At 28.3% G+C, this 22,146-nt stretch carries 21 protein-coding genes; 16 read left to right on the forward strand and 5 right to left on the reverse strand.

Features of this window, described 5'->3' with window-relative positions; genetic code table 11:
• Window positions 1–3: 3 nt before the first annotated feature.
• Both TY07_RS00685 and TY07_RS00690 read left to right on the forward strand, forming a co-directional pair.
• Window positions 4–612 carry an HAD family hydrolase gene (locus TY07_RS00685; protein ID WP_042393790.1) on the forward strand — a complete coding sequence of 203 codons (609 nt, stop codon included), beginning with the start codon at window positions 4–6 and terminating at the stop codon, window positions 610–612.
• A gap of 55 nt (window positions 613–667) precedes the next feature.
• Window positions 668–1,294 (forward strand): copper homeostasis protein CutC, encoded by a 627-nt coding sequence (locus TY07_RS00690; protein ID WP_042393792.1) that lies wholly within the window; start codon window positions 668–670, stop codon window positions 1,292–1,294.
• A gap of 159 nt (window positions 1,295–1,453) precedes the next feature.
• Here the strand turns inward: TY07_RS00690 and TY07_RS00695 are convergent, their stop codons facing one another.
• Window positions 1,454–1,867 carry a GNAT family N-acetyltransferase gene (locus tag TY07_RS00695; protein ID WP_042393794.1) on the reverse strand — a complete coding sequence of 138 codons (414 nt, stop codon included), beginning with the start codon at window positions 1,865–1,867 and terminating at the stop codon, window positions 1,454–1,456.
• Between the two features lie 125 nt (window positions 1,868–1,992).
• Here TY07_RS00695 and TY07_RS00700 point away from each other — a divergent pair, with 125 nt between their 5' ends.
• The 4 genes from TY07_RS00700 (at window position 1,993) to TY07_RS00715 (ending at window position 8,858) form a co-directional block, all read left to right on the forward strand.
• Window positions 1,993–2,400, forward strand: coding sequence for a hypothetical protein (locus TY07_RS00700; RefSeq protein ID WP_042393796.1), 408 nt, complete (start codon window positions 1,993–1,995; stop codon window positions 2,398–2,400).
• A 204-nt stretch (window positions 2,401–2,604) separates the two neighbouring features.
• On the forward strand, window positions 2,605–6,951 hold the full coding sequence (locus tag TY07_RS00705) for a PolC-type DNA polymerase III (protein WP_042393798.1): 4,347 nt from the start codon (window positions 2,605–2,607) through the stop codon (window positions 6,949–6,951).
• Window positions 6,952–7,061: 110 nt separating this feature from the next.
• Entirely contained in the window at window positions 7,062–7,973 is a 912-nt protein-coding gene (locus tag TY07_RS00710; protein WP_042393800.1) for an AEC family transporter, read from the forward strand.
• Window positions 7,974–8,051: 78 nt separating this feature from the next.
• On the forward strand, window positions 8,052–8,858 hold the full coding sequence (locus tag TY07_RS00715) for a class I SAM-dependent methyltransferase (protein WP_052330565.1): 807 nt from the start codon (window positions 8,052–8,054) through the stop codon (window positions 8,856–8,858).
• A gap of 22 nt (window positions 8,859–8,880) precedes the next feature.
• Here the strand turns inward: TY07_RS00715 and TY07_RS17915 are convergent, their stop codons facing one another.
• The 4 genes from TY07_RS17915 to plsY form a co-directional block, all read right to left on the reverse strand.
• A complete protein-coding gene (locus TY07_RS17915) occupies window positions 8,881–9,030 on the reverse strand; it encodes a hypothetical protein (RefSeq protein WP_156327823.1) in 150 nt (49 codons plus the stop codon).
• 113 nt (window positions 9,031–9,143) lie between these two features.
• Window positions 9,144–9,566, reverse strand: a complete 423-nt coding sequence (locus TY07_RS00720) for a zinc ribbon domain-containing protein (RefSeq protein ID WP_042393806.1) — start codon at window positions 9,564–9,566, stop codon at window positions 9,144–9,146.
• Window positions 9,567–9,754: 188 nt separating this feature from the next.
• Window positions 9,755–10,015 (reverse strand): DUF1294 domain-containing protein, encoded by a 261-nt coding sequence (locus TY07_RS00725; RefSeq protein ID WP_042393808.1) that lies wholly within the window; start codon window positions 10,013–10,015, stop codon window positions 9,755–9,757.
• Window positions 10,016–10,072: 57 nt separating this feature from the next.
• The gene (plsY, locus tag TY07_RS00730; protein ID WP_042393811.1) at window positions 10,073–10,663 is read right to left on the reverse strand and encodes a glycerol-3-phosphate 1-O-acyltransferase PlsY; all 591 of its coding nucleotides are present in this window, start codon (window positions 10,661–10,663) and stop codon (window positions 10,073–10,075) included.
• A gap of 176 nt (window positions 10,664–10,839) precedes the next feature.
• On the opposite strand from plsY, the gene TY07_RS17920 reads away from it, so the two are divergent.
• The 10 genes from TY07_RS17920 (at window position 10,840) to lexA (ending at window position 22,145) form a co-directional block, all read left to right on the forward strand.
• Entirely contained in the window at window positions 10,840–10,989 is a 150-nt protein-coding gene (locus tag TY07_RS17920; RefSeq protein ID WP_156327337.1) for a hypothetical protein, read from the forward strand.
• A gap of 295 nt (window positions 10,990–11,284) precedes the next feature.
• The gene (locus tag TY07_RS00735; RefSeq protein ID WP_042393814.1) at window positions 11,285–12,328 is read left to right on the forward strand and encodes an ABC transporter ATP-binding protein; all 1,044 of its coding nucleotides are present in this window, start codon (window positions 11,285–11,287) and stop codon (window positions 12,326–12,328) included.
• Window positions 12,322–13,188, forward strand: a complete 867-nt coding sequence (locus TY07_RS00740) for a carbohydrate ABC transporter permease (RefSeq protein WP_042393816.1) — start codon at window positions 12,322–12,324, stop codon at window positions 13,186–13,188. The genes TY07_RS00735 and TY07_RS00740 overlap by 7 nt, the downstream gene beginning before the upstream one ends.
• Window positions 13,189–13,199: 11 nt before the next feature.
• Window positions 13,200–14,027: a carbohydrate ABC transporter permease gene (locus tag TY07_RS00745; RefSeq protein WP_042393818.1), complete on the forward strand. Its 828-nt coding sequence runs from the start codon at window positions 13,200–13,202 to the stop codon at window positions 14,025–14,027.
• Between the two features lie 171 nt (window positions 14,028–14,198).
• Window positions 14,199–15,533 carry an extracellular solute-binding protein gene (locus TY07_RS00750; RefSeq protein WP_042393822.1) on the forward strand — a complete coding sequence of 445 codons (1,335 nt, stop codon included), beginning with the start codon at window positions 14,199–14,201 and terminating at the stop codon, window positions 15,531–15,533.
• A 95-nt stretch (window positions 15,534–15,628) separates the two neighbouring features.
• Window positions 15,629–16,588, forward strand: a complete 960-nt coding sequence (locus TY07_RS00755; protein WP_042393825.1) for a DHH family phosphoesterase — start codon at window positions 15,629–15,631, stop codon at window positions 16,586–16,588.
• 245 nt (window positions 16,589–16,833) lie between these two features.
• Window positions 16,834–18,000 (forward strand): iron-containing alcohol dehydrogenase, encoded by a 1,167-nt coding sequence (locus TY07_RS00760; protein WP_042393827.1) that lies wholly within the window; start codon window positions 16,834–16,836, stop codon window positions 17,998–18,000.
• Window positions 18,001–18,215: 215 nt separating this feature from the next.
• Window positions 18,216–19,106 carry a sulfide/dihydroorotate dehydrogenase-like FAD/NAD-binding protein gene (locus tag TY07_RS00765; RefSeq protein ID WP_042393829.1) on the forward strand — a complete coding sequence of 297 codons (891 nt, stop codon included), beginning with the start codon at window positions 18,216–18,218 and terminating at the stop codon, window positions 19,104–19,106.
• Window position 19,107: 1 nt separating this feature from the next.
• Window positions 19,108–20,505, forward strand: a complete 1,398-nt coding sequence (gene gltA / locus TY07_RS00770; protein ID WP_042393830.1) for an NADPH-dependent glutamate synthase — start codon at window positions 19,108–19,110, stop codon at window positions 20,503–20,505.
• 203 nt (window positions 20,506–20,708) lie between these two features.
• Window positions 20,709–22,145, forward strand: coding sequence for a transcriptional repressor LexA (gene lexA / locus TY07_RS00775; protein ID WP_042393832.1), 1,437 nt, complete (start codon window positions 20,709–20,711; stop codon window positions 22,143–22,145).
• The last annotated feature ends 1 nt before the right edge of the window (window position 22,146 follow it).

Below are 22,146 nucleotides of genomic sequence, written 5' to 3' on the forward strand. Positions count from 1 at the left end.
GGTATGTATAAAAATATTATTTTTGATTTAGGAAATGTAGTTTTAGATTATAATCCAAAGGTATATTTAAAGAACAAATTAAATGATACTAAAAGTGAAGAATTGGTATTAGATAGTATTTTTAAAAGCAAAGAGTGGCCGATGTTAGATAGAGGAACTATTACAGAAGAAGTAGCAATTAAAAATATAGTTAGTAGAAATATTGAAAGTAAAGATATAATAGAGTTAGCTTTTGAAAACTGGTATGAAATGTTAACACCTTTAAATGAGACTGTTGATATTATAAAAGAACTTAAAGATGATGGGTATAAAATATACTATTTATCAAATTTTCATTCAAAAGCATTTGAGATTGTAACAGAAAAATATGAGTTTTTTAACCTTTTTGAAGGTGGGATTGTATCATTTAGAGAACAGCTTTTAAAACCAGAAAAAGAAATTTATAATAGGCTTTTAGAGAGGTATGGTTTAATTCCTGAAGAAAGTATTTTTATAGATGATGTCCTTGAAAACGTTAAAGGAGCAGGTGAAGAAGGAATTAAGGGGATTCAATTTAAAAATATAAATGAATTGAGAAAAGAGTTAAATGAATGTGGTGTTTTAAAAAGATAAATACAGAAAAGTATAAATTGAAATTTAACTTAAAAGAGTACAATGGAGGAATTTTATGGGCATTTTATTAGAAGCTTGTGTTGGATGTTATAAAGAGGCTAAAAAAGCAGAGTTACAAGGAGCAGATAGAATTGAGCTTTGTGATAACCTAGGTGAAGGTGGGACAACTCCGTCTTATGGAACTATATATTTAGCAACGCAAAATATTAATATACCTATAGCAGTAATAATAAGACCTAGAGGTGGAGATTTTGTTTATTCAAATGATGAATTTGAAATAATGAAAAAAGATATAGTTATTTGTAAAGAGTTAGGTGTAGAAACTGTAGTATTTGGTATATTAAATAAAGAAAATAAGATTGATATAGAACGAACTAAGGAATTAATTGATTTAGCTAGCGGATTAAAGGTTACTTTTCATATGGCTTTTGATGAAATAGATGATAAGTTTGAAGCATTAAATCAATTGATATCTATGAATGTTGATAGAGTTTTAACTAAAGGATGTAAGACTTGTGCATTAGATGGTAAAAATACATTAAAGAATCTTGTGGAAAAAAGTGATAATAGAATTACTATTTTAGTAGGAGGAGGAGTTACTTATAAAAATTATAAAGAACTTTCAAATTATATAGGATGTAATGAAATGCATGGAAGTAAGATAGTAGGAACTTTAAAATAGTATAGTTTTTGAATGAATTTAATAATTTTATATTTAAGATAATAGATTTAAATATAAAAATAGATGTAAAATTTATTTTTAACAGTATGCTTATATAAATGAACTAATCAAATAAATTCCAATAAGTTCAACTTATTGGAATTTTATTTGATTTATACTTTATAGAATTTTTTTAAAGAAAATTTCTCCAACACCATCCTCATTAATCCCACATAGCATTCCACATTCAATAAAACCCATTTTTAAGTGCCATTTTTGAGGATTAACTGCATCTGTCATAGTTGAGCTTAATAAGGTATTTTGTCCATTATTTTTTAAATAATTTTCTAAAAATGATAACATAGATTTTCCAATGCCATTAGCTCTATAATCCTTTTTTATGACTATGTAACTTATAAATGGAAGATGTGTCCAGATATATTCTATTTTTAAACAACCAATAATTTTATTGTTATGCTCTGCTACTATTACTTCTTTCATATGAATTTTATTTTTTATAATATTAACATTTTTATGTAAGTCCAATTCTACACAGCTATTAAAATCTTTTTCTTCAGCAAATCGAATATTCATATTTAATTACTACCTTTCTATACACTATTTTACAATTTGATTATAGCCTATTTTTGCTATTTTATAAATAATTATTATAGTATATAATAAGAAATAAATTAAATTATAAGAAAAGGAATAAGATTATGGTACATGAATTAACAGTATATAAGTTAGGTAAATTATTAAATGAACTTTCTTCACAGTATGATGTGAATTTATTAGTAAAAAGAAAGTTAAGTGGAGGATTTATTACAATTACAGGTGAAGTAAATGTAGATTATATTCCAACTGATAAAAAGACTTTAAAGGGAAATAACATTATTGGTTTAAAGGTAAAAAACAACAGTGGAGAAATTGATTTAAAAATTACAGGAATTAAGGATACTTTATTTAAAGTTGAAGTTGCCCCTACAAAGTTTAAAGAAGTTAGTATTGGGGGATTATCTATAGATAAGATTCAAGAAAGTAAAGATGAGTGCAAAGTAAGAGTTGATGAAGATTTAATTTTTACAGTTCCTGCACCAAGCGAAGTAGTAGAAAAATTAATATAAAAAATAAATTAATAAATGTCGATGCTATTTAAGTATCGATATTTTTATGTTTTTATAAAGTCATAAGGAAAAGTAATTTTATAGTATAACAAGAGTAATTATATAAATTTTAACTTAAATTTCATAGTATTCTGTATATTTAAGATTAATAAAATTATGCTATAATGATGTAGTTGAAAAAATTAAGATATTGGGGGTAAAAGATTGAGTGACGATATTATAAAGAAGCTAACCCTTGAAATAAATAAGCATGAAAATTTAGAAGATAAAGAACTTAAAATAATTAAGTTCCAACTTTTAAGAAAAAGTATGATTTTAAAAGTTGTTTTAAGAGGTAAGGAAAAATTAACTCATGACGAAGAGGAGTTAATTAAAAAGATAATTTGTAAAACTTTAATGATAAGAATTACTGTTGAAATAGTATTTTATAGGGATGCATCGGACATAACTTTAGAAGAAGTTATACAAAATCACTGGATTGAATGTATTTCAAGTACTATTAAAAAAACTCCTTTATGTAAAAGTCTTTTATTAAATTGTAGAAAAGAAATTAATGGGAATAAAGTTACTATTTACAATGGATATGATAAATTAACAGATCATTTAAAAGGTAAACAAGGAGAAAAGTCATTAGAAGATACTGTAAAAGCAATGTTTGGTATATCTTGTAGATTTGAATTGAAATTTGATCCTGAAATGGAGATAACTATAGACTTTGAAGCTAGGGAGAAAGAAGAACGAGAATTATTAAGTAAAGCAATGCAAGCAAGAGTTCAAGAAATGAGTAACAGCTCTAGTGGAGGAAGTAAACCAGCGGAGAAAAAGCCTGCTGAAAAGAAAGCTTATGAAAAGAAAGAAAATGGATATAAGAGAGAGGCAAAAGCTGAAAATGCTATTTATGGTAGAAATATATCTATTGAAGCAACTCCTATTAATGAAATAAATGAAAGATCAGGTTATGTTGCAGTTTTAGGTGATGTATTTAAAGTTGATACTATGGAAACTAAAACAGGAAAGATAATTTTAACATTCTATATTACTGATTATACAAGTTCAATAACAGTAAAATGTTTCTTAAAACCACAAGAAAAAGATGAAGTTCTCGATAATGTTAAGAAAGGTTTATATTGTAAGGTAAGAGGGGAAGCAGTATATGATACTTACCAAAGAGAAGTTGTAATAATGGGTAGAGACATTTTAAAAATGAAAAAGATGGAGAAAATGGATGGAGCTGAAGAAAAAAGAGTTGAGCTTCATTGCCATACTACTATGAGTGCAATGGATGGAGTTACTCCAGTTTCTAAAATAATAGAAAGAGCTGCTAAATGGGGGCATCCAGCAATAGCTATTACTGATCATGGTGTTGTTCAGGCCTTTCCTGATGCACAGATAGCTGCTAAAAAAAATAAAATTAAGGTTATTTATGGTGTTGAAGGGTATTTAGTTGATGATGGTGTTCCATTAGCATTAAATGAAAAAGGGCAAAATTTAGATGATACTTATGTTGTATTTGACTTAGAAACAACAGGATTTTCATCTAAGAATGATAAGATAATTGAAATAGGTGCAGTTAAAATTAGGAATGGAGAAATTATTGATAACTTTAGTGAGTTTGTTAATCCAAGACGACCTATACCATATAAGATAATAGAATTAACAGGTATTAATGATGATATGGTTAGAGATGCACAATCAATTGAAGATATACTTCCAAGATTTATAGAGTTTATAGGAGATTCTGTTGTTGTTGCACATAATGCTTCTTTTGACTGTAGTTTTATTTCTAAAAATTGCAATGATTTAGGATTGAAATTTGAGCCAACTATAGTTGATACAGTGCCGTTATGTAGATTTTTATATCCAGAATTAAAATCTGTAAAATTAAATATTGTAGCAAAGCATTTAGGTGTAAAGCTTGAAAGTCACCATAGAGCTGTAGATGATGCTAAAGCAACGGGAGATATATTACTTGAATGTATTAAAAAAATTAAGGAAGAAATAGAAATAAATACTCTTTCAGAATTGAATAAGGTATTTTTAGAGAAAGTTGATATTAAAAAATTACCTACTTACCACATAATTATATTGGCTAAAACTCAAGCTGGGATTAGAAACCTGTATAAACTAGTATCTGAAGCGCATATAGATAATTTCTTTAGAAGACCTAGGACTAAAAAGTCAAGGCTTATGGAAATGAGAGAAGGGCTTATTATTGGTGGAGCTTGTGAGGCTGGTGAAGTTTATAGATCAGTAGTTGGTGGAAAAAGTGATGAAGAAATAAAAGAAGTAATGAGCTTTTATGATTATGTTGAGATTCAACCTATTGCCAATAATGCTTATATGATAGAAAAAGGTTCGGTTAAAGATGAAGATGAACTAAAAGATATTAATAGAAAAATATATGATTTAGCGAAGGAAATTAACAAACCTACTGTAGCAACTTGTGATGTTCATTTCTTAGACCCTCAAGATGAGGCATTTAGAAGAATTATAATGGCAGGGCAGGGGTTTGGTGATGCTGATAATCAAGCACCACTTTATCTTAGAACTACAGAAGAGATGTTAAAGGAATTTGCTTATTTAGGAACTGATATTGCTAAAGAAGTAGTAATTAAAAATCCTACTGAAATTGCTAACTCGGTTGAGGAAAATTTAAAGCCAATTCCAGATGAAACATATCCTCCTAAAATTGAAGGTGCTGATGATGATATAAGAAATATGACGATGAATAAGGTACACTCAATTTATGGTGATCCTTTGCCAGAAGTAGTACAAAAAAGATTAGATAAGGAGTTAAATTCTATTATTAATAATGGTTATGCTGTTCTTTATCTAATTGCTCAAAAATTAGTTGCTAAATCTTATTCAGATGGTTACTTAGTTGGATCAAGAGGATCTGTTGGTTCATCATTTGTTGCAACAATGTCTGATATAACAGAGGTTAATGGACTACCACCACATTACGTTTGTCCAAAATGTAAAAAGTCTCATTTCTTCTTAGATGGATCTGTTAGTTCTGGTGCCGATCTTGAGGATAAGGATTGTCCTGATTGTGGTGTTCCTTATATTAAGGATGGTCATGATATTCCTTTCGAAACATTCTTAGGTTTTGAAGGAGATAAAGAACCAGATATAGATTTAAATTTCTCTGGAGATAACCAAGGAGATATTCATAAATATACAGAAGTATTATTTGGAAAGGGTTATGTCTTTAAGGCAGGAACAATTGGTACAGTAGCAGAAAAGACAGCATATGGATTTGTTAAAAAGTATTTAGATCAAAAGGGACTTGTGGTATCTCAAGCAGAAATTGAAAGATTGACAATTGGATGTACAGGGATAAAAAGAACTACTGGTCAGCATCCAGGTGGAATAATGGTTGTACCTAATTATACAGATGTGTATAATTTTACACCAATTCAAAGACCTGCAGATGACCCAACATCTGATGTTACAACAACACATTTTGACTATCACTCTATCTCTGGTAGATTGCTTAAGTTAGATATACTTGGGCACGACGATCCGACAGTACTTAGAATGTTACAAGATATAACTGGATTAGACCCTAAAACTATACCTTTAAATGATAAAAAGGTACTGTCTTTATTTACATCACCGGAAGCTCTTGGTGTTACAAAGGAGGAGTTAGAATGTGAAGTTGGTTCATATGGTTTACCTGAGTTTGGAACTAAATTTGTTCGTCAAATGCTAGTTGATACTCAACCACAAACATTTTCAGATTTAGTAAGAATATCAGGACTTTCACATGGTACTGACGTTTGGCTTAATAATGCACAATATTTTATTAAAGAAGGATATACTACCTTAAGAGATTGTATTGCAACCAGAGACGATATCATGGTTTATCTTATGTATAAAGGTGTTGCACCTAAAACAGCTTTTACAATAATGGAAAGCGTAAGAAAAGGTAAGGGGTTAACAGAAGAATTTGAAAAGACCATGAAGGAAAATAACGTTGAAGATTGGTATATAGAATCATGTAAAAGAATAAAATACATGTTCCCGAAAGGGCATGCTGTTGCATATGTTATGATGGCAGTTAGAGTTGCTTATTACAAGGTATATTATCCATTAGCATATTATGCAACATACTTTACAGTTAGAGGAGCTGACGATTTTGATGCAGATTTAATATGTAAGGGTGAAACTGCAGTTCATGCAAGGCTTCAAGAGTTATATGAACTTGGAAATCAAGCAACTGTAAAAGATAAAGGATTAATTACAGTATTAGAACTTTCTTTTGAAATGTATAAAAGAGGATTTAAAATGTTAAAAGTAGATTTATATAAATCTGATGCAACAAAATTCTTAATTGTAGATAATGCATTAAGGCCACCTTTAAGCTCATTGCAAGGGGTTGGAGTGAATGCCGCAAAATCTATTGCGGAAGCAAGAAAGGATGGAGAGTTTATTTCAAAAGAAGATTTAAGATTAAGATCAAAGGTATCAAAAACTGTTATTGAAACATTAAGCAATCATGGTTGTTTAGAAGGTATGTCTGAAACTAATCAATTATCATTATTTTAATATTATATATAAATAAGACTAATTATTTAATGAAAAATCATAAAATAATTAGTCTTATTTTATATTTTTTATTGTATAATAATTAAATTGGAAAAGAAAGGAGATTTTAAATGGATTTGTCAGTTATAGTTAATGGAGTAATATCATTATTTTTAATAATATTAGTAGGGGTATATGCTGCTAAGAAAAGAATAATAACTAAAGAAATAAATAAAGGTTTAACTAATATTCTTCTTAAAATTACATTACCATGTCTTGTAGTATCATCATTTATATTTGATTTAAGTGACGAGTTAAAAGATAACATTATTAGATGTTTTATATATAGTCCATTGGTTTTAATTATTTCAATAGTTATATCGTATATACTTCTTATACCAATCAAAGGTGAAAAAAAGATAATAATACAATTTGCAAATGTGTTTTCTAATTGTGGATTTATTGGCTTTCCTATAGTGTTTAGTATATATGGAAATGAAGGAGTAATATATGCTTCTATATTTAATTTATTTTTTACTGCTTTTTTATGGACATATGGAGTTATTTTATTTAATGGGAAAATGAAAAGAGAGGATATAAAAAAAGTATTGTTAAATCCAGCTATAGTTGCAGTGTTTATTGGATTAATAATTATGATTTTTGGTTTTGATATTCCTAGTGTTTTATCTTCTACATTAGATTTAGTTGGAAATATGACTTCACCACTGTCTATGATAATAGTTGGTGTTATACTTGGAAATGCGAAAATAATTTCATATTTAAAGGATAAAACAATTTATTATAGCGCATTTTTGAAATTAATAATTATGCCATGTATATTAATTTTAATTTCAAGGTTACTTAAAGATACTTCTTTAGTAATTAAGACATTGATAATAGTAACTGCAATGCCAGCTGCAGCTATGACATCTATATTAGCAGAAAGCTTTGATAAGGAAAGTGAATATTCAGCAGTAATTGTATTTATAACTACTTTATTTTCAGTTATTACATTTCCGATATTGCTTAATTTTATACTTTAGAGAAATGATAATTATTTATGAACAAATATAATATGATCATCATAGGATATTTATAAGTAATCTTAAAAGGAGATTAAAGTGAGTTATAATTCAATTTATGATATTATTGGATTGAACAATGAGGTAAATAGATTAGAAACTCAAGCTAAGCTGGGGTGGAGTAAAGAATTTAGAGCTCTTAAATGGTTAGGGCTAAAAGATGGAATGAAAATATTAGATGTTGGTTCTGGACCAGGTTCATATACTGAATTGTTATTAGAAAATTTACCTAATAGTGAAATAACGGGTTTAGAAATAGATAAAAATTTATTATCTATAGCAAAAGATAGGTTGAAAGATTATCCTAGTGAAAGGTTAAATTTTAAGTATGGATCAATTTTGAATAGTGGATTAAAGGAAAATTCTTTTGATTTTATTATTTGTAGGTTTGTATATCAGCATTTAGAAAAACCTTTAGCTGCAACAAGAGAAATATATAAATTATTGAAACCAGGTGGAATAGTTGCCATTATTGATTCAGATAGGGGGCTTTATGGGGTAAGTGAACCTGATATTTTATTTAAAAGTGGAAGAGGGTTTATAAGTCAAATAGAGAGAAGAGCTAAATGGAACAGAGAAATTGGTAGAAAACTTTTGAAAATTTTAAAGTATGAAGGATTTGATAAGTTAGATTTTGAAGCAGTAACAATCCACAGTGACTTGGTTGGAATACAGAATATTATTGGAGTTGATAATGTTCCTCCAGAATTAATCAAAATTGTTAGCAGGAATAATCCTAGATTGGGTAAGATAATGAAAATGTGCTGTGACAAAAAAGAAAGGGAAAATTGCACAATAATTTTTTTGAATTTAATTGCAAAAGGTCAAAAGCCTATAATAACATAAAAAGGGTAAGAACCCTTTTAAATTAATTATACCACCATTTAGAAGGAACACTTTTAGGTGTATAAATATTATTTTGAATATTTTTATTTATTTGTTTAGTAGAGTATGTATTAATGAAATTAAAAGATAAGCTTATAAATAATAATGGGATAATGAATAATGATTTTTTCATAATAACCTCCATAAAAATAAAATTATATAATATTAATATCCCACATATTTATCTTAATTATTTATAAAATAAAAGATACTGTAGAAAAATAAATTTTGCTACAGTATCCCTTTTTATGTTCTAAAGTCAAATTTAGTAGAGCATTTTTTGCACGTAACGACAATCTTACCTTTTCTTCTTGGAAGTCTTAATTTTTGACCACAATTAGGACATTTGGTAATCTTATAATCACGAAATTGAGTGTACTTTTGTTTTATTCTACCAAATAAAAATGAGATATTATTTAAATCATAGTTTTGTAAGTTATAAGGTATAGATTTACCGAATTTATTTAATAGTTTATTTGTGTATGTATAAAATACATTATATTCTTCTTTTCTTTTATATATTTTTTTTGAAAAAGCTCTATATATTGCATATGCAAATACAATAATACCTAAAACTCTTGTTATATCAAATATATTAAGTATAAAAGATAATAAAACAAGTACTATAGATAATAAATCAAATCCATAAGTACCATTTAAAAAGTTCATATAATCACCCCTAATTATATAAGTTTTTTTATAATTATAATATAAATTCAAAGGTTGTACAATTTAAAATATAAGAACAAATGGTGAATAAAAAATTAATAATAGGATAATATAAAATTGTAATCACTTAGTTACATGTGTAACTAATGATTGATTATGGGGCGTTGCAATAAAAAATGCAACGTCTTTTATTTTGTAGTATATAATACAAGTATAAATTGAACTAAAAAAATAAATGGAAATCCTATTTTAAATTTCAAATGTTTAGTTTTATGTCTGAAAGTATACATTCCGATTATTCCACCAATACTTCCACCTAAAAGGCATAAAATAAATAGTGTTTTTTCTTTTATTCTCCATTTGTTTGTAACTGCTTTTCTTTTATCTATACCCATTAAAATAAATAGTAATAGGTTTATTAATAAAAAATAAATAAGTTTTAAATTCATATAACCTCCTAAAAAATAAAAAACACTGAGGCATATTATTCAGTGTTTTTTATAGATTTACTTTTCTTGGCCTTTAGCTAATCTTACAATATTACTTTTATGTCTCCAAAAAACAAGTATGCAAGCAAATAAAGTTGCACATACATAATATTTGTCATAGCCAAGTAATAAAGTTGAGATAAATAAAGTTACACCAGCAGATAGTGAGCGAATTGAAACTATCTTAGTAAATAGTTTTAAACCAAAAAATACAACTGCTGTAATTAAAAATGGAATTGGTAATGCAACCATGAATGCAGCTGCAGAAGTAGCAACACCTTTTCCGCCTTTAAATTTTAAAAATATTGTGTAATTATGACCTAATATAGCAGCTATAGCAACTAATGATAAGCTTAAGCTTTCGTTAGTTTGTAAAATATCAGTCCAAATTAAAATTCTTGTTAATAAAACAGGAATAATAGCTTTTAACATATCACATATTGCAGTGATTTTTGAAAGCTTGTCCCCGGCAACTCTTTTAACATTTGTTGCTCCAATATTTCCACTTCCATAATCTCTTACATCTTTGTTAAGAGTTTTTTTAACTAAAATATAGCCAGTTGGAATTGATCCCATTAAATAAGAAAAAATAACTAGTAATGCTAACATGGGTACCTCCTTATATATATCTTTACATAAATATAATATTTAAGAATGTTAAAATATGCAAGTAATATTTAGTTTTTTATTTGTGGAAAAAATTGAAATATTAAAGGGTTATAATAACAACAAAGAAATAACCAGCATATAATACAATATAAGATAAATATAATGAGGAGTATTTTATGAATAGATGGGATGATATAGCTATTATTACATTTATTGCTTGTGACGCTGTTTTGGAAAATCTTAATTTGGGTAAAAATTTTTATAGGTATTTTTGTAAAAAAATTGAAAGTGGAGCTAAAGAGATAGTTGGTAAATTATCGAAATAATAAAAAAAATAAAGCTTAATTAAGTAAAAAATGGTAAACATAAATTTTAGATATTTAGGAAAATATAAAATATGTAAATAACAAGGGTGTAAATTGGGAAAAAAAGAAAAATATAATTTATATTTAGCTACTTTAGCATAAAAAATTAATTTTAATAAAATGCATAAAAAAATGAGGATAATACAAGAGTAAAAAATGTTGACAAATGCTAATAAAATGTCGTATTCTGTAACGGTGCGAAAAAATGTTTACGCATTTTTAGGATTGTATTAGAAAAACATGAGGTGAATTATCAATGGGAATAAGACTAGAAAACCTAGTTGTAAAATTTGGAGACTTTAAAGCAATTAATGACGTTACATTACAAATACCAAAAGGAAAGCTAGTTTCATTATTGGGTCCATCTGGTTCAGGGAAATCTACTACATTATTTACGATTTCTGGAATACATAAGCCTTCTAGTGGAAAGATATTTTTTGGAGATAGAGATGTAACAGGTTTAGAACCGGAACAACTTGGAATAGGGCTTGTTTTTCAAAACTATGCACTATATCCACATATGACAGTAAGAGAAAATATATTATTCCCTTTAAAAAATTTAAAGTGGGATAAGCAAGAAGCTGAAAAGAGAGTAGTTGAAGTTGCTAAAATAGTAAAAATAGCGGATCAACTAGATAAAAAGCCATCTCAGCTTTCAGGGGGACAACAGCAAAGAGTTGCTATAGCAAGAGCTTTAGCAAAGAAACCAGAAATTCTACTTTTAGATGAACCTTTATCAAACTTAGATACAAAGTTAAGGGTTGAAACAAGACAAGAAATAAGAAGAATACAAAAAGAAACAGGGGTTACAGCTATATTTGTAACACATGACCAAGAAGAGGCTATGTGTATATCAGATGAAATAGTATTAATGAAAGACGGAGCAATTCAGCAAGTTTCATCACCAACAGATATTTATATGAACCCAGTTAATAAGTTTGTTGCTTCATTTATAGGAAGTCCAGAAATGAACTTTATTGATATTGATTTAAAAGATGGAGTAGGAAATTTAGATACTTTAACAATTGAAAACTTACCAAAAAATAAGAATAAGGTAATACTTGGAGTAAGAGCTGAAGATTTTGAAGTTGCAGAAAAAGGACTTCAAACTAAAGTAGTTACAGTAGAGATATTAGGTAGAGAAAGATTATTAACTTTAGACCATAAAGGAAAAGAGTATAAAATGCTAGTTGATAAGGAATTCTTTATTGATGAAGGTGCAGACTTAACGATTAGGCCTAAGAATGGTAAGAGTTATGTATTTGACTCTGAAAGTGAGGAGTTCATAGCAAAATGTTAAAGAAAAATAGAAAAGGATATTTATACTTATTGCCTGCAATTTTAATATTAGGTATTTTTGTATTTTATCCTATAATAAATACTATTATTTTTAGCTTTGATGAAACAAAAGCTAAAGGATTTGTTTTTGGATTTGGATCTTACAAATACTTATTTCAAGATAAGAGATTTATACAATCTTTATTTAATACAGTAATTTATGCTGCTATTGTACCAGCTTTATCAGTAATTATATCTTTATTAATTGCAAATGCCTTAGCAAACATAAAAAATGAAAAGGTAAGAGGGATGTTCCAAAGTATATATTTCTTACCATATGTAACATCGCTTGTTGCAATAGGAATAGTGTGGTCATGGTTATTTAATTCAGAATATGGAATAATTAATTTTATTTTAGGTAAGGTAGGGATTAGCCCTATAAACTGGTTAAATGATCCTAAGTATGCGATGATAGCATTAATAATTTTTGCAGTTTGGAAAAGTTTAGCTTTCAATACGTTGATTTTAACAACAGGAATAGCTTCAATTAATCCACAATATTATCAAGCAGCGAAGATTGACCAAGCAACTAGTGGAACAATATTTAGAAAAATAACTGTTAAATTAGTTTCACCTATGATTGCATATACATATGTTATAAGTTTAATTGCAGCATTTAAGGTTTATACTGAGGTTTATGTTTTATTTGGGGGACGTACTTTAGATGGTGCAGTATCAACGGTGGTTAGATATATAATAGATAGATTCTATGGAGATCAGGATTTCCCATTAGCATTTGCAGCTTCAGTTGTTCTTTTAATTATTATATTAACAGTAACTTTAGTTCAAAAAACTGTAGCGCGTAATAAGATTCATTACTAAGAGGTGTAAAAATGAAAACTAAGAATAATATAAAAGCAGCCATTAAATACTTCTTATTAGTTGCCTTTGCTATAATAACGCTGTTCCCATTTTATTGGATGATAGCATCTTCATTAAAATCAAGCTTTGAAGTTATTCAAACACCACCAACTATGGTGCCTGAAAAGTTTATGTGGAGTAATTTTAGCACGGCATTTTCAATGGCTCCTTTTGGGAGATATTTTATAAATACAATAATAGTAACAGCTTTAAGTATTGTTACAACTGTAGTAATTGCGATACTATCAGCCTTTGCTTTTTCACATCTTGAATTTAAGGGAAGAGATTTAATATTTTCAATTTTCTTGGCTTCAATGATGATTCCAGGTGAAGTTCTTATAGTAACAAACTTTAAGACAATTTCAGCGTTAAAAATGATAGATAGTTATAGTGCATTATTTGTGCCATACATGGCTAATGTATTATACATATATATGCTTAGAGAATTCTTCTTAAAGATTCCAAAGCAACTTTATTATGCTGCAAAAGTTGATGGAGCAAGTGATTGGAAGTTCTTATGGAAAATAGTTGTACCTATGGCTAAACCATCAATAATAACAATATGTATTTTAGTTGGTATAAATTCATGGAATGCTTTCTTATGGCCATTATTAGTAACTAATAGTGATAACATGAGATTACTTGCAAATGGATTAACTGCATTCCAATCAGATGTTGGAAATAGATATGAATTATTAATGGCAGCTTCAACAATAATTACAATGCCGATAGTTATAGTTTACTTGTTCTTACACAAGAAGATTATGAATGGAATTTCTATTGGGGGAACTAAGGGATAATACAATAATTAGTTATGTAGGTGAAAGATATTTTAAAAGTTAAAGTATTAGCTGAATTTAGTACTTTTAAAGTAATTTATTATATAGTTTGGTTATGAAATTTATATTTTAACTTTTAATTATCTTTTATTATAAAAAATATATATATTTAAGGTTTTAGAGGTGAAACAAATGAAAAGAAGATTATTAGCATCTTTAATGACTGCAGTAGTTGCAGTTACAGCATTAACTGGTTGCGGAAGTAATAATTCATCAAGTGAAAAAGCTGAGATTGTTACTGAGTTAACACAACCAGTATCAATTGAAATGTGGCACTATATGAATGGTAAACAAGCTGAAATTTTACAAACTATAGTAGATGATTTCAATGCAACAAATGGAAAAGGTATAACAGTTACTGCATCTAGCCAAGGGAGTATTACCGATTTAAACAAGAAAGTTATTGCTGCATCACAATCAAATACATTACCAGCAATAATTAATGTTTATCCAGATGCTGCAACAGGATTAATCAATGAAAATAAAGTTGTTGATTTAACTCCATATGTAAATGATTCTTCAATAGGAATGAAAGAGGATATTGAAAATGATTTCATTCCAGACTTTATTAAAGAGTTATCACAATGGGGAAATAATAAAGTTTATGGATTACCTATGACTAAATCTACTGAAGTTTTATATGTAAATAAAAACTTATTAGAGCAATTAGGTTATACTGTTGATGATTTAAAAGATTTAACTTTTGAAAAATTAGCTGAAATTTCTCAAAAAGCATATGATGAATTAGGAATAGCAGGATTTGGTTTTGATTCAAGCTCGAATGCATTTATTTCATCATTAAAAGAAGAAGGTAAAGATTTTGTTGAGTTAGATGGAAAAATAAATGTTAATAATGATTGGGCTAAAGAATTTATGCAATTCTTTAGAGATAAGACTCAAAGTGGTGCTTTTAGAGTTCCAGGTGAAGATAAATTCTTATCAGGTCCATTTTCAAACCAAAAATTATTAGCTTATCAAGGATCATCTGCAGGTTTTGCACACATAAACACTAATGGTGCTTTTGAAATTGCAGTAGTAGAAGTTCCACATTTTGAAGGTAAAGATAAAGCTGTTATACAACAAGGTGCATCATTATTTGTTACAAATGATGTTTCTGCAGAAGCTCAATATGCAGCTTATGAATTTATAAAGTTTGCAACAAACACTGAAAACACTGCTAAGTTTGCTACTGGTACTGGATATTTACCAGTAAGAAAATCAGCTTTAGATTCTTCAATTGTTCAAGATGTTTTAGCTGATACTACTTCTTTATATGGTAAGATTTATGAGGTAGCAAATACTTCTTTAAATTATGCTTACTTTACACCAGCTGTAAATAATGCTCAATCAGCTAGAACAGTAGCAGAAGAAAAATATGCTTCATATGTTACTGGAACATCTGATGATGTAGAAGCAATGTTAAAAGAAATGAATTCTCAAGTTGAAACTTCTATAAGTCGTCAATAAAAGAATTAATACAATTATTACCCTACTTAGCTATCTAAGTAGGGTGTTTTTCTAGAAATTATTAATATAATTATCAATTAAGGAGGTAATTAATTATGAAAGAAAAATTAATGAAGGAAATTATTAATAAAATTGAAGAGTTTGAGACAATTGCAATATTTAGGCATGTGTTTCCAGACCCTGATTCATATAGTTCTCAAACAGCATTAAAAAGTATAATAAATAATACATATCCAGATAAAAAAGTTGTTATTTTAGGTGAACACTCTAAAAATTTAGAATATATAAATACAATGGATGAAGAAATTGATTTAGATAAAGAGTGCTTAGCTATTATTGTGGATGTTGCAAATGCTCCAAGAGTAGACAATCAATCATTTAATAAATGTGGATATATAATTAAAATAGATCATCATAAACCTTTTGATGCTCCTTTTGAAAATTTAACTTGGGTTGATACAAACTATTCGTCTTGTAGTGAAATGATATTAGATTTATATCTAAATAATTGTGATAAACTTAAGATTGATAAAAAGGGAAGAAAGGCATTATATACAGGAATTATTGGAGATACAGGAAGATTTTTATATGTTGAAAATCCTACGGAATTATTTAAGAAATTATCAAAAATAACATATGATTTAGAAACTAAAGACATATATGCAAATATGTATAGACGTGAAGAAAATGAACTTAAATTTTTAGGATATATTTATAGTAATTATAAGACTACTGAAAATGGAATGGCATACTTAAAAGTTCCTAAAGAAGTTGTTAGAGAATATAACTTAGAAACAATGAAGGCTGTTAGAATGGTAAATGCGCTTCAAGATACAGCTGAAATAATTAATTGGAACTTCTTTGTTGAAAAAGAAGAGAATGGTATATTCTGTGAATTTAGATCTAATGGGCCTAGAGTGAATGATATAGCAGCAAGTTTTGGTGGCGGTGGTCATATGTTTGCAGCAGGTGCATCATTAGCAAATTGGGAAAAAGTTGATGAGATAATAAAAGCTTTTGATGAAAATTGCAGACAGTTTAATAATAGTAAATAAAAAATATATATAGTATGATAAAAAAGTACCTAAGGACAAAATTTTAAATAATTGTCTTTAGGTATATTTTTATGTAAAAATATTTTCAAATAGTAATTTTATGGTATAATTAAATTATATTTACTTAACAGTAATATATTAAATTAAAAGGTGTAAATTTTAAAATAAATTCTTTTTATAGGGTAGATTTATAGAATTTATTTTAGATTTAGAGATGAAAAAGAGGATTTTTAGGAGGAGAGAAAATGGCAAGATTTACATTACCAAGAGACATTTATCATGGAAAGGGCTCTTTAGAGGTCCTAAAGACATTGAAAGGGAAAAAAGCTGTAGTAGTCGTAGGCGGCGGATCAATGAAGAGATTTGGATTCTTAGATAAGGTTGAAAGCTATTTGAAGGAAGCTGGATTAGAAGTTAAATTAATAGAAGGTGTTGAACCAGATCCATCAGTTGAAACTGTTATGGATGGAGCTGCTGTTATGAGAGAGTTTGAGCCAGATTGGATAGTGGCTATGGGTGGAGGTTCACCTATAGATGCAGCAAAAGCAATGTGGATTTTCTATGAATATCCAGACTTTACTTTTGAACAAGCTGTTGTACCATTTGGATTACCTGAACTTAGACAAAAAGCAAAATTTGTTGCAATACCATCTACTTCAGGAACAGCAACTGAAGTTACAGCATTTTCTGTAATTACTGATTATAAAGCAAAAATTAAATATCCTTTAGCTGATTTCAATATAACACCAGATATAGCAATAGTTGATCCAGATTTAGCGCAAACTATGCCTGCTAAACTTGTTGCACATACAGGGATGGATGCATTAACACATGCAATTGAGGCATATACAGCATCATTAAAATCTAATTTCACTGATCCATTAGCATTAAAGGCAATTGAAATGGTTGATGAAAATTTAGTTAAATCTTTTGCTGGAGATAAAGAGGCAAGAAATTTAATGCATGAAGCTCAATGTTTAGCAGGTATGGCATTTAGTAATGCTTTATTAGGAATAGTACATTCTATGGCACATAAAATAGGGGCCGTATTCCATATTCCTCATGGGTGTGCAAACGCAATTTTCTTACCATATGTTATTCAATATAATAGATCTGTATGTGAAGATAGATATGCAAATATAGCAAGAGTATTAAAATTAGAAGGGCAAACAAATAGTGAATTAACAGATTCATTAATTGAAAAAATAAATGAATTTAATAAGGAACTTAATATTCCAGCAACTATGAAAGAATATGGAGTTACTGAAGAAGAATTCCTAGCTAATGTAAAACATATAGCTCATAATGCAGTTTTAGATGCATGCACTGGATCTAATCCAAGAGAAATCGATGATGAAACAATGGAAAGATTACTTTCATGTACATTCTATGGAAATAAAGTAGACTTTTAATAGTTTGGATTTAAGACTTAGGAGTTAGTAGTTAGTGGTTAGTAGTTGAGGTTAAAATTCAGCTGAGTTGGATTTTAAAATATATTATTATGAAACTTCAAAAGTAGTTTCAATCTTAACTACTAACTTAAAACTACTAACTCTTAATTTTTAATATAGAGTGTTAATAAAAAATATTATATAAATACTTAAGAAAATTTTAGGGGGTTATTAAGGTGTATAAAATAACAAGTAAAAGATTATTAACTGAAAATATTTATTTAATGGATATTGAGGCTCCTAGAGTAGCTAGATCTGCTCAACCAGGGCAATTTATTATTATTAAAAATAATGATAAGGGAGAAAGAATTCCACTAACTATAGAAGATTATGACAGAGAAAATGGAACAGTAACTATTGTTTTTCAAACAGTAGGTTATGCAACTAAAGAGTTAGCCAAATACGAAGTTGGTGATTATGTAGAAGATTTTGTAGGACCGTTAGGTCAACCAAGTGAATTTATTCATGAGGAATTAAGTGAACTTAAGAAATCTAAGATTATATTTGTTGCTGGAGGAGTGGGGGCAGCTCCAGTATATCCTCAAGTAAAGTGGTTCTATGAACATGGTATTGATGTTGATGTTATTATTGGAGCAAGAACTAAAGACCTTATAATTTTAGAAGATGAAATGAGAAAGGTTGCTAAAAATTTATATATTTCAACTGATGATGGATCATACGGATTTAATGGAAGAGTTACAGATTGTTTAACAGATTTAGTTGAAAATAATGAGAAAGAATACAACCATGCGGTTGTAATTGGACCTATGATTATGATGAAGTTTATGAGTGCTCTTACTAAAGAATTAGGTATAAAGACTACAGTTAGTTTAAATCCTATTATGGTAGATGGAACAGGTATGTGTGGTGCGTGTAGAGTAACTGTTGGAAATGAAGTTAAATTTGCTTGTGTTGATGGACCAGAATTTGATGGCCATCTTGTGGATTTTGATGAAAGCATGAGAAGACAAACTCTATATAAGAGTGAAGAAGGAAGAGAATTATTAAAAATTGAAGAAGGCGACACACATCATAGAGAAGGTTGCGGATGCGGAGGTCATAATTAGTATGAATAATGTAGTTGATAGAATGAAAAGAATACCTGTTGTTGAACAAGAAGCAAGTGTAAGAGCGAAAAATTTTAAAGAGGTATGTTTAGGATATGATGAAGAGCGAGCTTTTAATGAAGCAAGCAGATGCTTAGGATGTAAAAATCCTAAATGTGTCAGCGGATGTCCTGTATCTATAAATATACCAGCATTTATATCAGAACTTAAGGAAAAAAATATAGAAGGAGCAGCTAAAGAAATAGCTAAATATAGTGCATTACCTGCAGTATGTGGTAGAGTGTGTCCTCAGGAATCACAATGTGAAGGTAAATGTATTTTAGGTATAAAAGGTGAGCCAGTAGCTATAGGAAAATTAGAAAAATTCACGGCTGATTGGGCTAGGAAGAATAACATAGATCTTTCTGAAAAAGAAGATTCTAAGGGTAAAAAAATTGCAGTAATAGGTTCAGGTCCTGCAGGACTTACATGTGCTGGTGATTTAGCTAAAAAGGGGTATGATGTTACAATTTTTGAAGCTTTACATGAGCCAGGTGGAGTTTTAGTTTATGGTATTCCGGAATTTAGATTACCAAAGGATGAGGTTGTAAAGCATGAAATAGATAATATTAAAAAACTAGGAGTTAATATTGAAACTAACGTAGTTGTAGGAAGAACAGTTACAGTAGATTCTTTAATTGAAGATGAAGGATTTGATGCAATATTTATAGGGTCAGGTGCAGGTCTTCCTAAATTTATGGGTATTCCAGGTGAAAATGCTAATGGAGTATTTTCAGCTAATGAGTTTTTAACAAGAGTAAATTTAATGAAAGCATTTAAAGAGGAATATCATACTCCAGTAAAAGTGGGAAAGAGAGTTGCTGTTGTAGGTGGTGGAAATGTTGCTATGGATGCAGCTAGAACTGCATTAAGACTTGGAGCAGAAACACATATTGTATATAGAAGAAGTGAAGAAGAGCTTCCAGCAAGATTAGAAGAAGTACATCATGCTAAAGAAGAAGGTGTTATCTTTGATGTATTAACAAATCCAACTGAAATTATATGCGATGAAAATGGATGGGTTAAAGGTATGAAGTGTGTTGAAATGGAATTAGGAGAACCAGATGATTCGGGTAGAAGAAGACCTGTAGTAAAAGAAGGTTCAGAGTTTATTATGGATGTAGATACTGTTATCATGTCTTTAGGTACATCACCAAATCCTTTGATTTCATCAACAACTAAGGGATTAGAAACTAATAAGTGGAAATGTATCATTGCAGACGAAGAAACTGGACTTACTACTAAGGAAGGTGTATATGCTGGTGGAGATGCTGTTACAGGTGCTGCAACAGTTATTTTAGCAATGGGAGCAGGTAAAAAAGCAGCTGCTGCAATAGATGAGTATTTAAGCAACAAATAACTACAAAATTCATTGACTTTTTAATAATAAATTAATAAAATTATCTTATCTAATGGCTAGCCGTTGTAATACTATCGATTCTTTGGTGTGAAGATAACAATGGATATGCCGCTAGATAAGAGAATTTAGTTTATAACTCCAAAGTTATTTTCTTTCTTTGGGGTTTTTCTTTATAATAATGGGAAGTAGCAGTAGGTGGAAAAATGAAATTAACTAAAGTGCAAAATAGGTTTATAAAAAACAAAAATATGGGCTTTTCATTAATGAAAGGAAAATCATTAACAGGAAAGACTATAACAGCTTTACATAGAGTTATAAATTTAGAAAATAATTATTGTTTATATAAAGATGATAAAGTATTATTTTTATCTTCAAATTCTAATGAATTAATTAATAATAATAATTTATATGAGAATATAAGTAAAGAAAGTGAATTTTATTCTTTATTTTCTTTAAGTGCCAGAAGAGTAGAGTTTAATTTAATAGATTCGTTGATAAAAGAATATTCAAATAAGTATTTGAAGTTAAATGGTTTGAATTTGGAATTAGTTTCTTTTGATAAAGGATTTGAGTTATTAAATAGTGTAGAATTTAATGAAAAAATGAATGGATTTTTAAAGAAATCAAAAGTTTTAAATAAAATTTCTGCTGAGGAGCTTTATAATGAAATTATGTGGATTAAATCATGTAATTTCACAAAAGAGGAATATAATGAAGTAGAAAGAAAAGGTAGAAAATATAGAATTATTAGAAATTCTTTTACTAGAGAAGCTATTTATTCATTAAAGAAAGTATACAATGATTTATTAATAGATAATGGATTTTATGATATTTATGATGAGACTAGCTTTGCAATTAAATATGCAAAAGAAAATAATAATAATAAATACACTCACATAGTTTTGGATAATGTAGAAAGTTTAACTAAAGGACAAATTGAATTTGCAAAAAGTATATATGCCAATTGTTTATATTCTTCATTTGTTTTTATTATAAATAATGATAAAAGCAGTGATGATATGTGTTGGCTAGTAAAAGGAAGAAAGTTAAAAACTCTTGGAGCTGATTTTAAAGGGAAAAGCTTTGCTTTTAAAAAAGAGTTTATTGACCAAGATAATATGAAAAATACATTTATTGATAAATATGAATATATAAATTTAAAATATAAAAATATTGTTGATTTTAATTTAGATAATTCATCGCCTAAAAAAGAAATTTATCTTAATGATAATACAGTCTTTTCTGAAGAGGAATTAGAAGAAGTTGATGTATATAATGACATAGCAGCAGGTAATCCTATTGAAATTAATGAAGAAGTGTTGGAGAAGTTCCTTTTACCAAAAGGATGGTTGGAGAAAGGGAAAGATACTTTTATACTTCATGTTAAAGGAGATAGTATGATCGATAAAAATATAAATGATGGGGATATGGTGGTAATTAAGAGACAAAATACTGCTTATAATAATGAAATCGTTGCTGCTAGTTTAGATGGTGAAGCAACGCTTAAAACATTAAAATTAAATGGTGAAGCACCTATGTTAGTTCCTGCAAATCCTAAATATAGTGAAATTTATTTAGAAGGCAAGGAAGTAAGTATTTTAGGTGTAGCAATAGGTGTTATTAAAAATAAGCTAAATTAAT

The organism is Clostridium saudiense (genome assembly GCF_000577815.1).
In the GTDB taxonomy this organism is placed as follows: domain Bacteria; phylum Bacillota; class Clostridia; order Clostridiales; family Clostridiaceae; genus Clostridium; species Clostridium saudiense.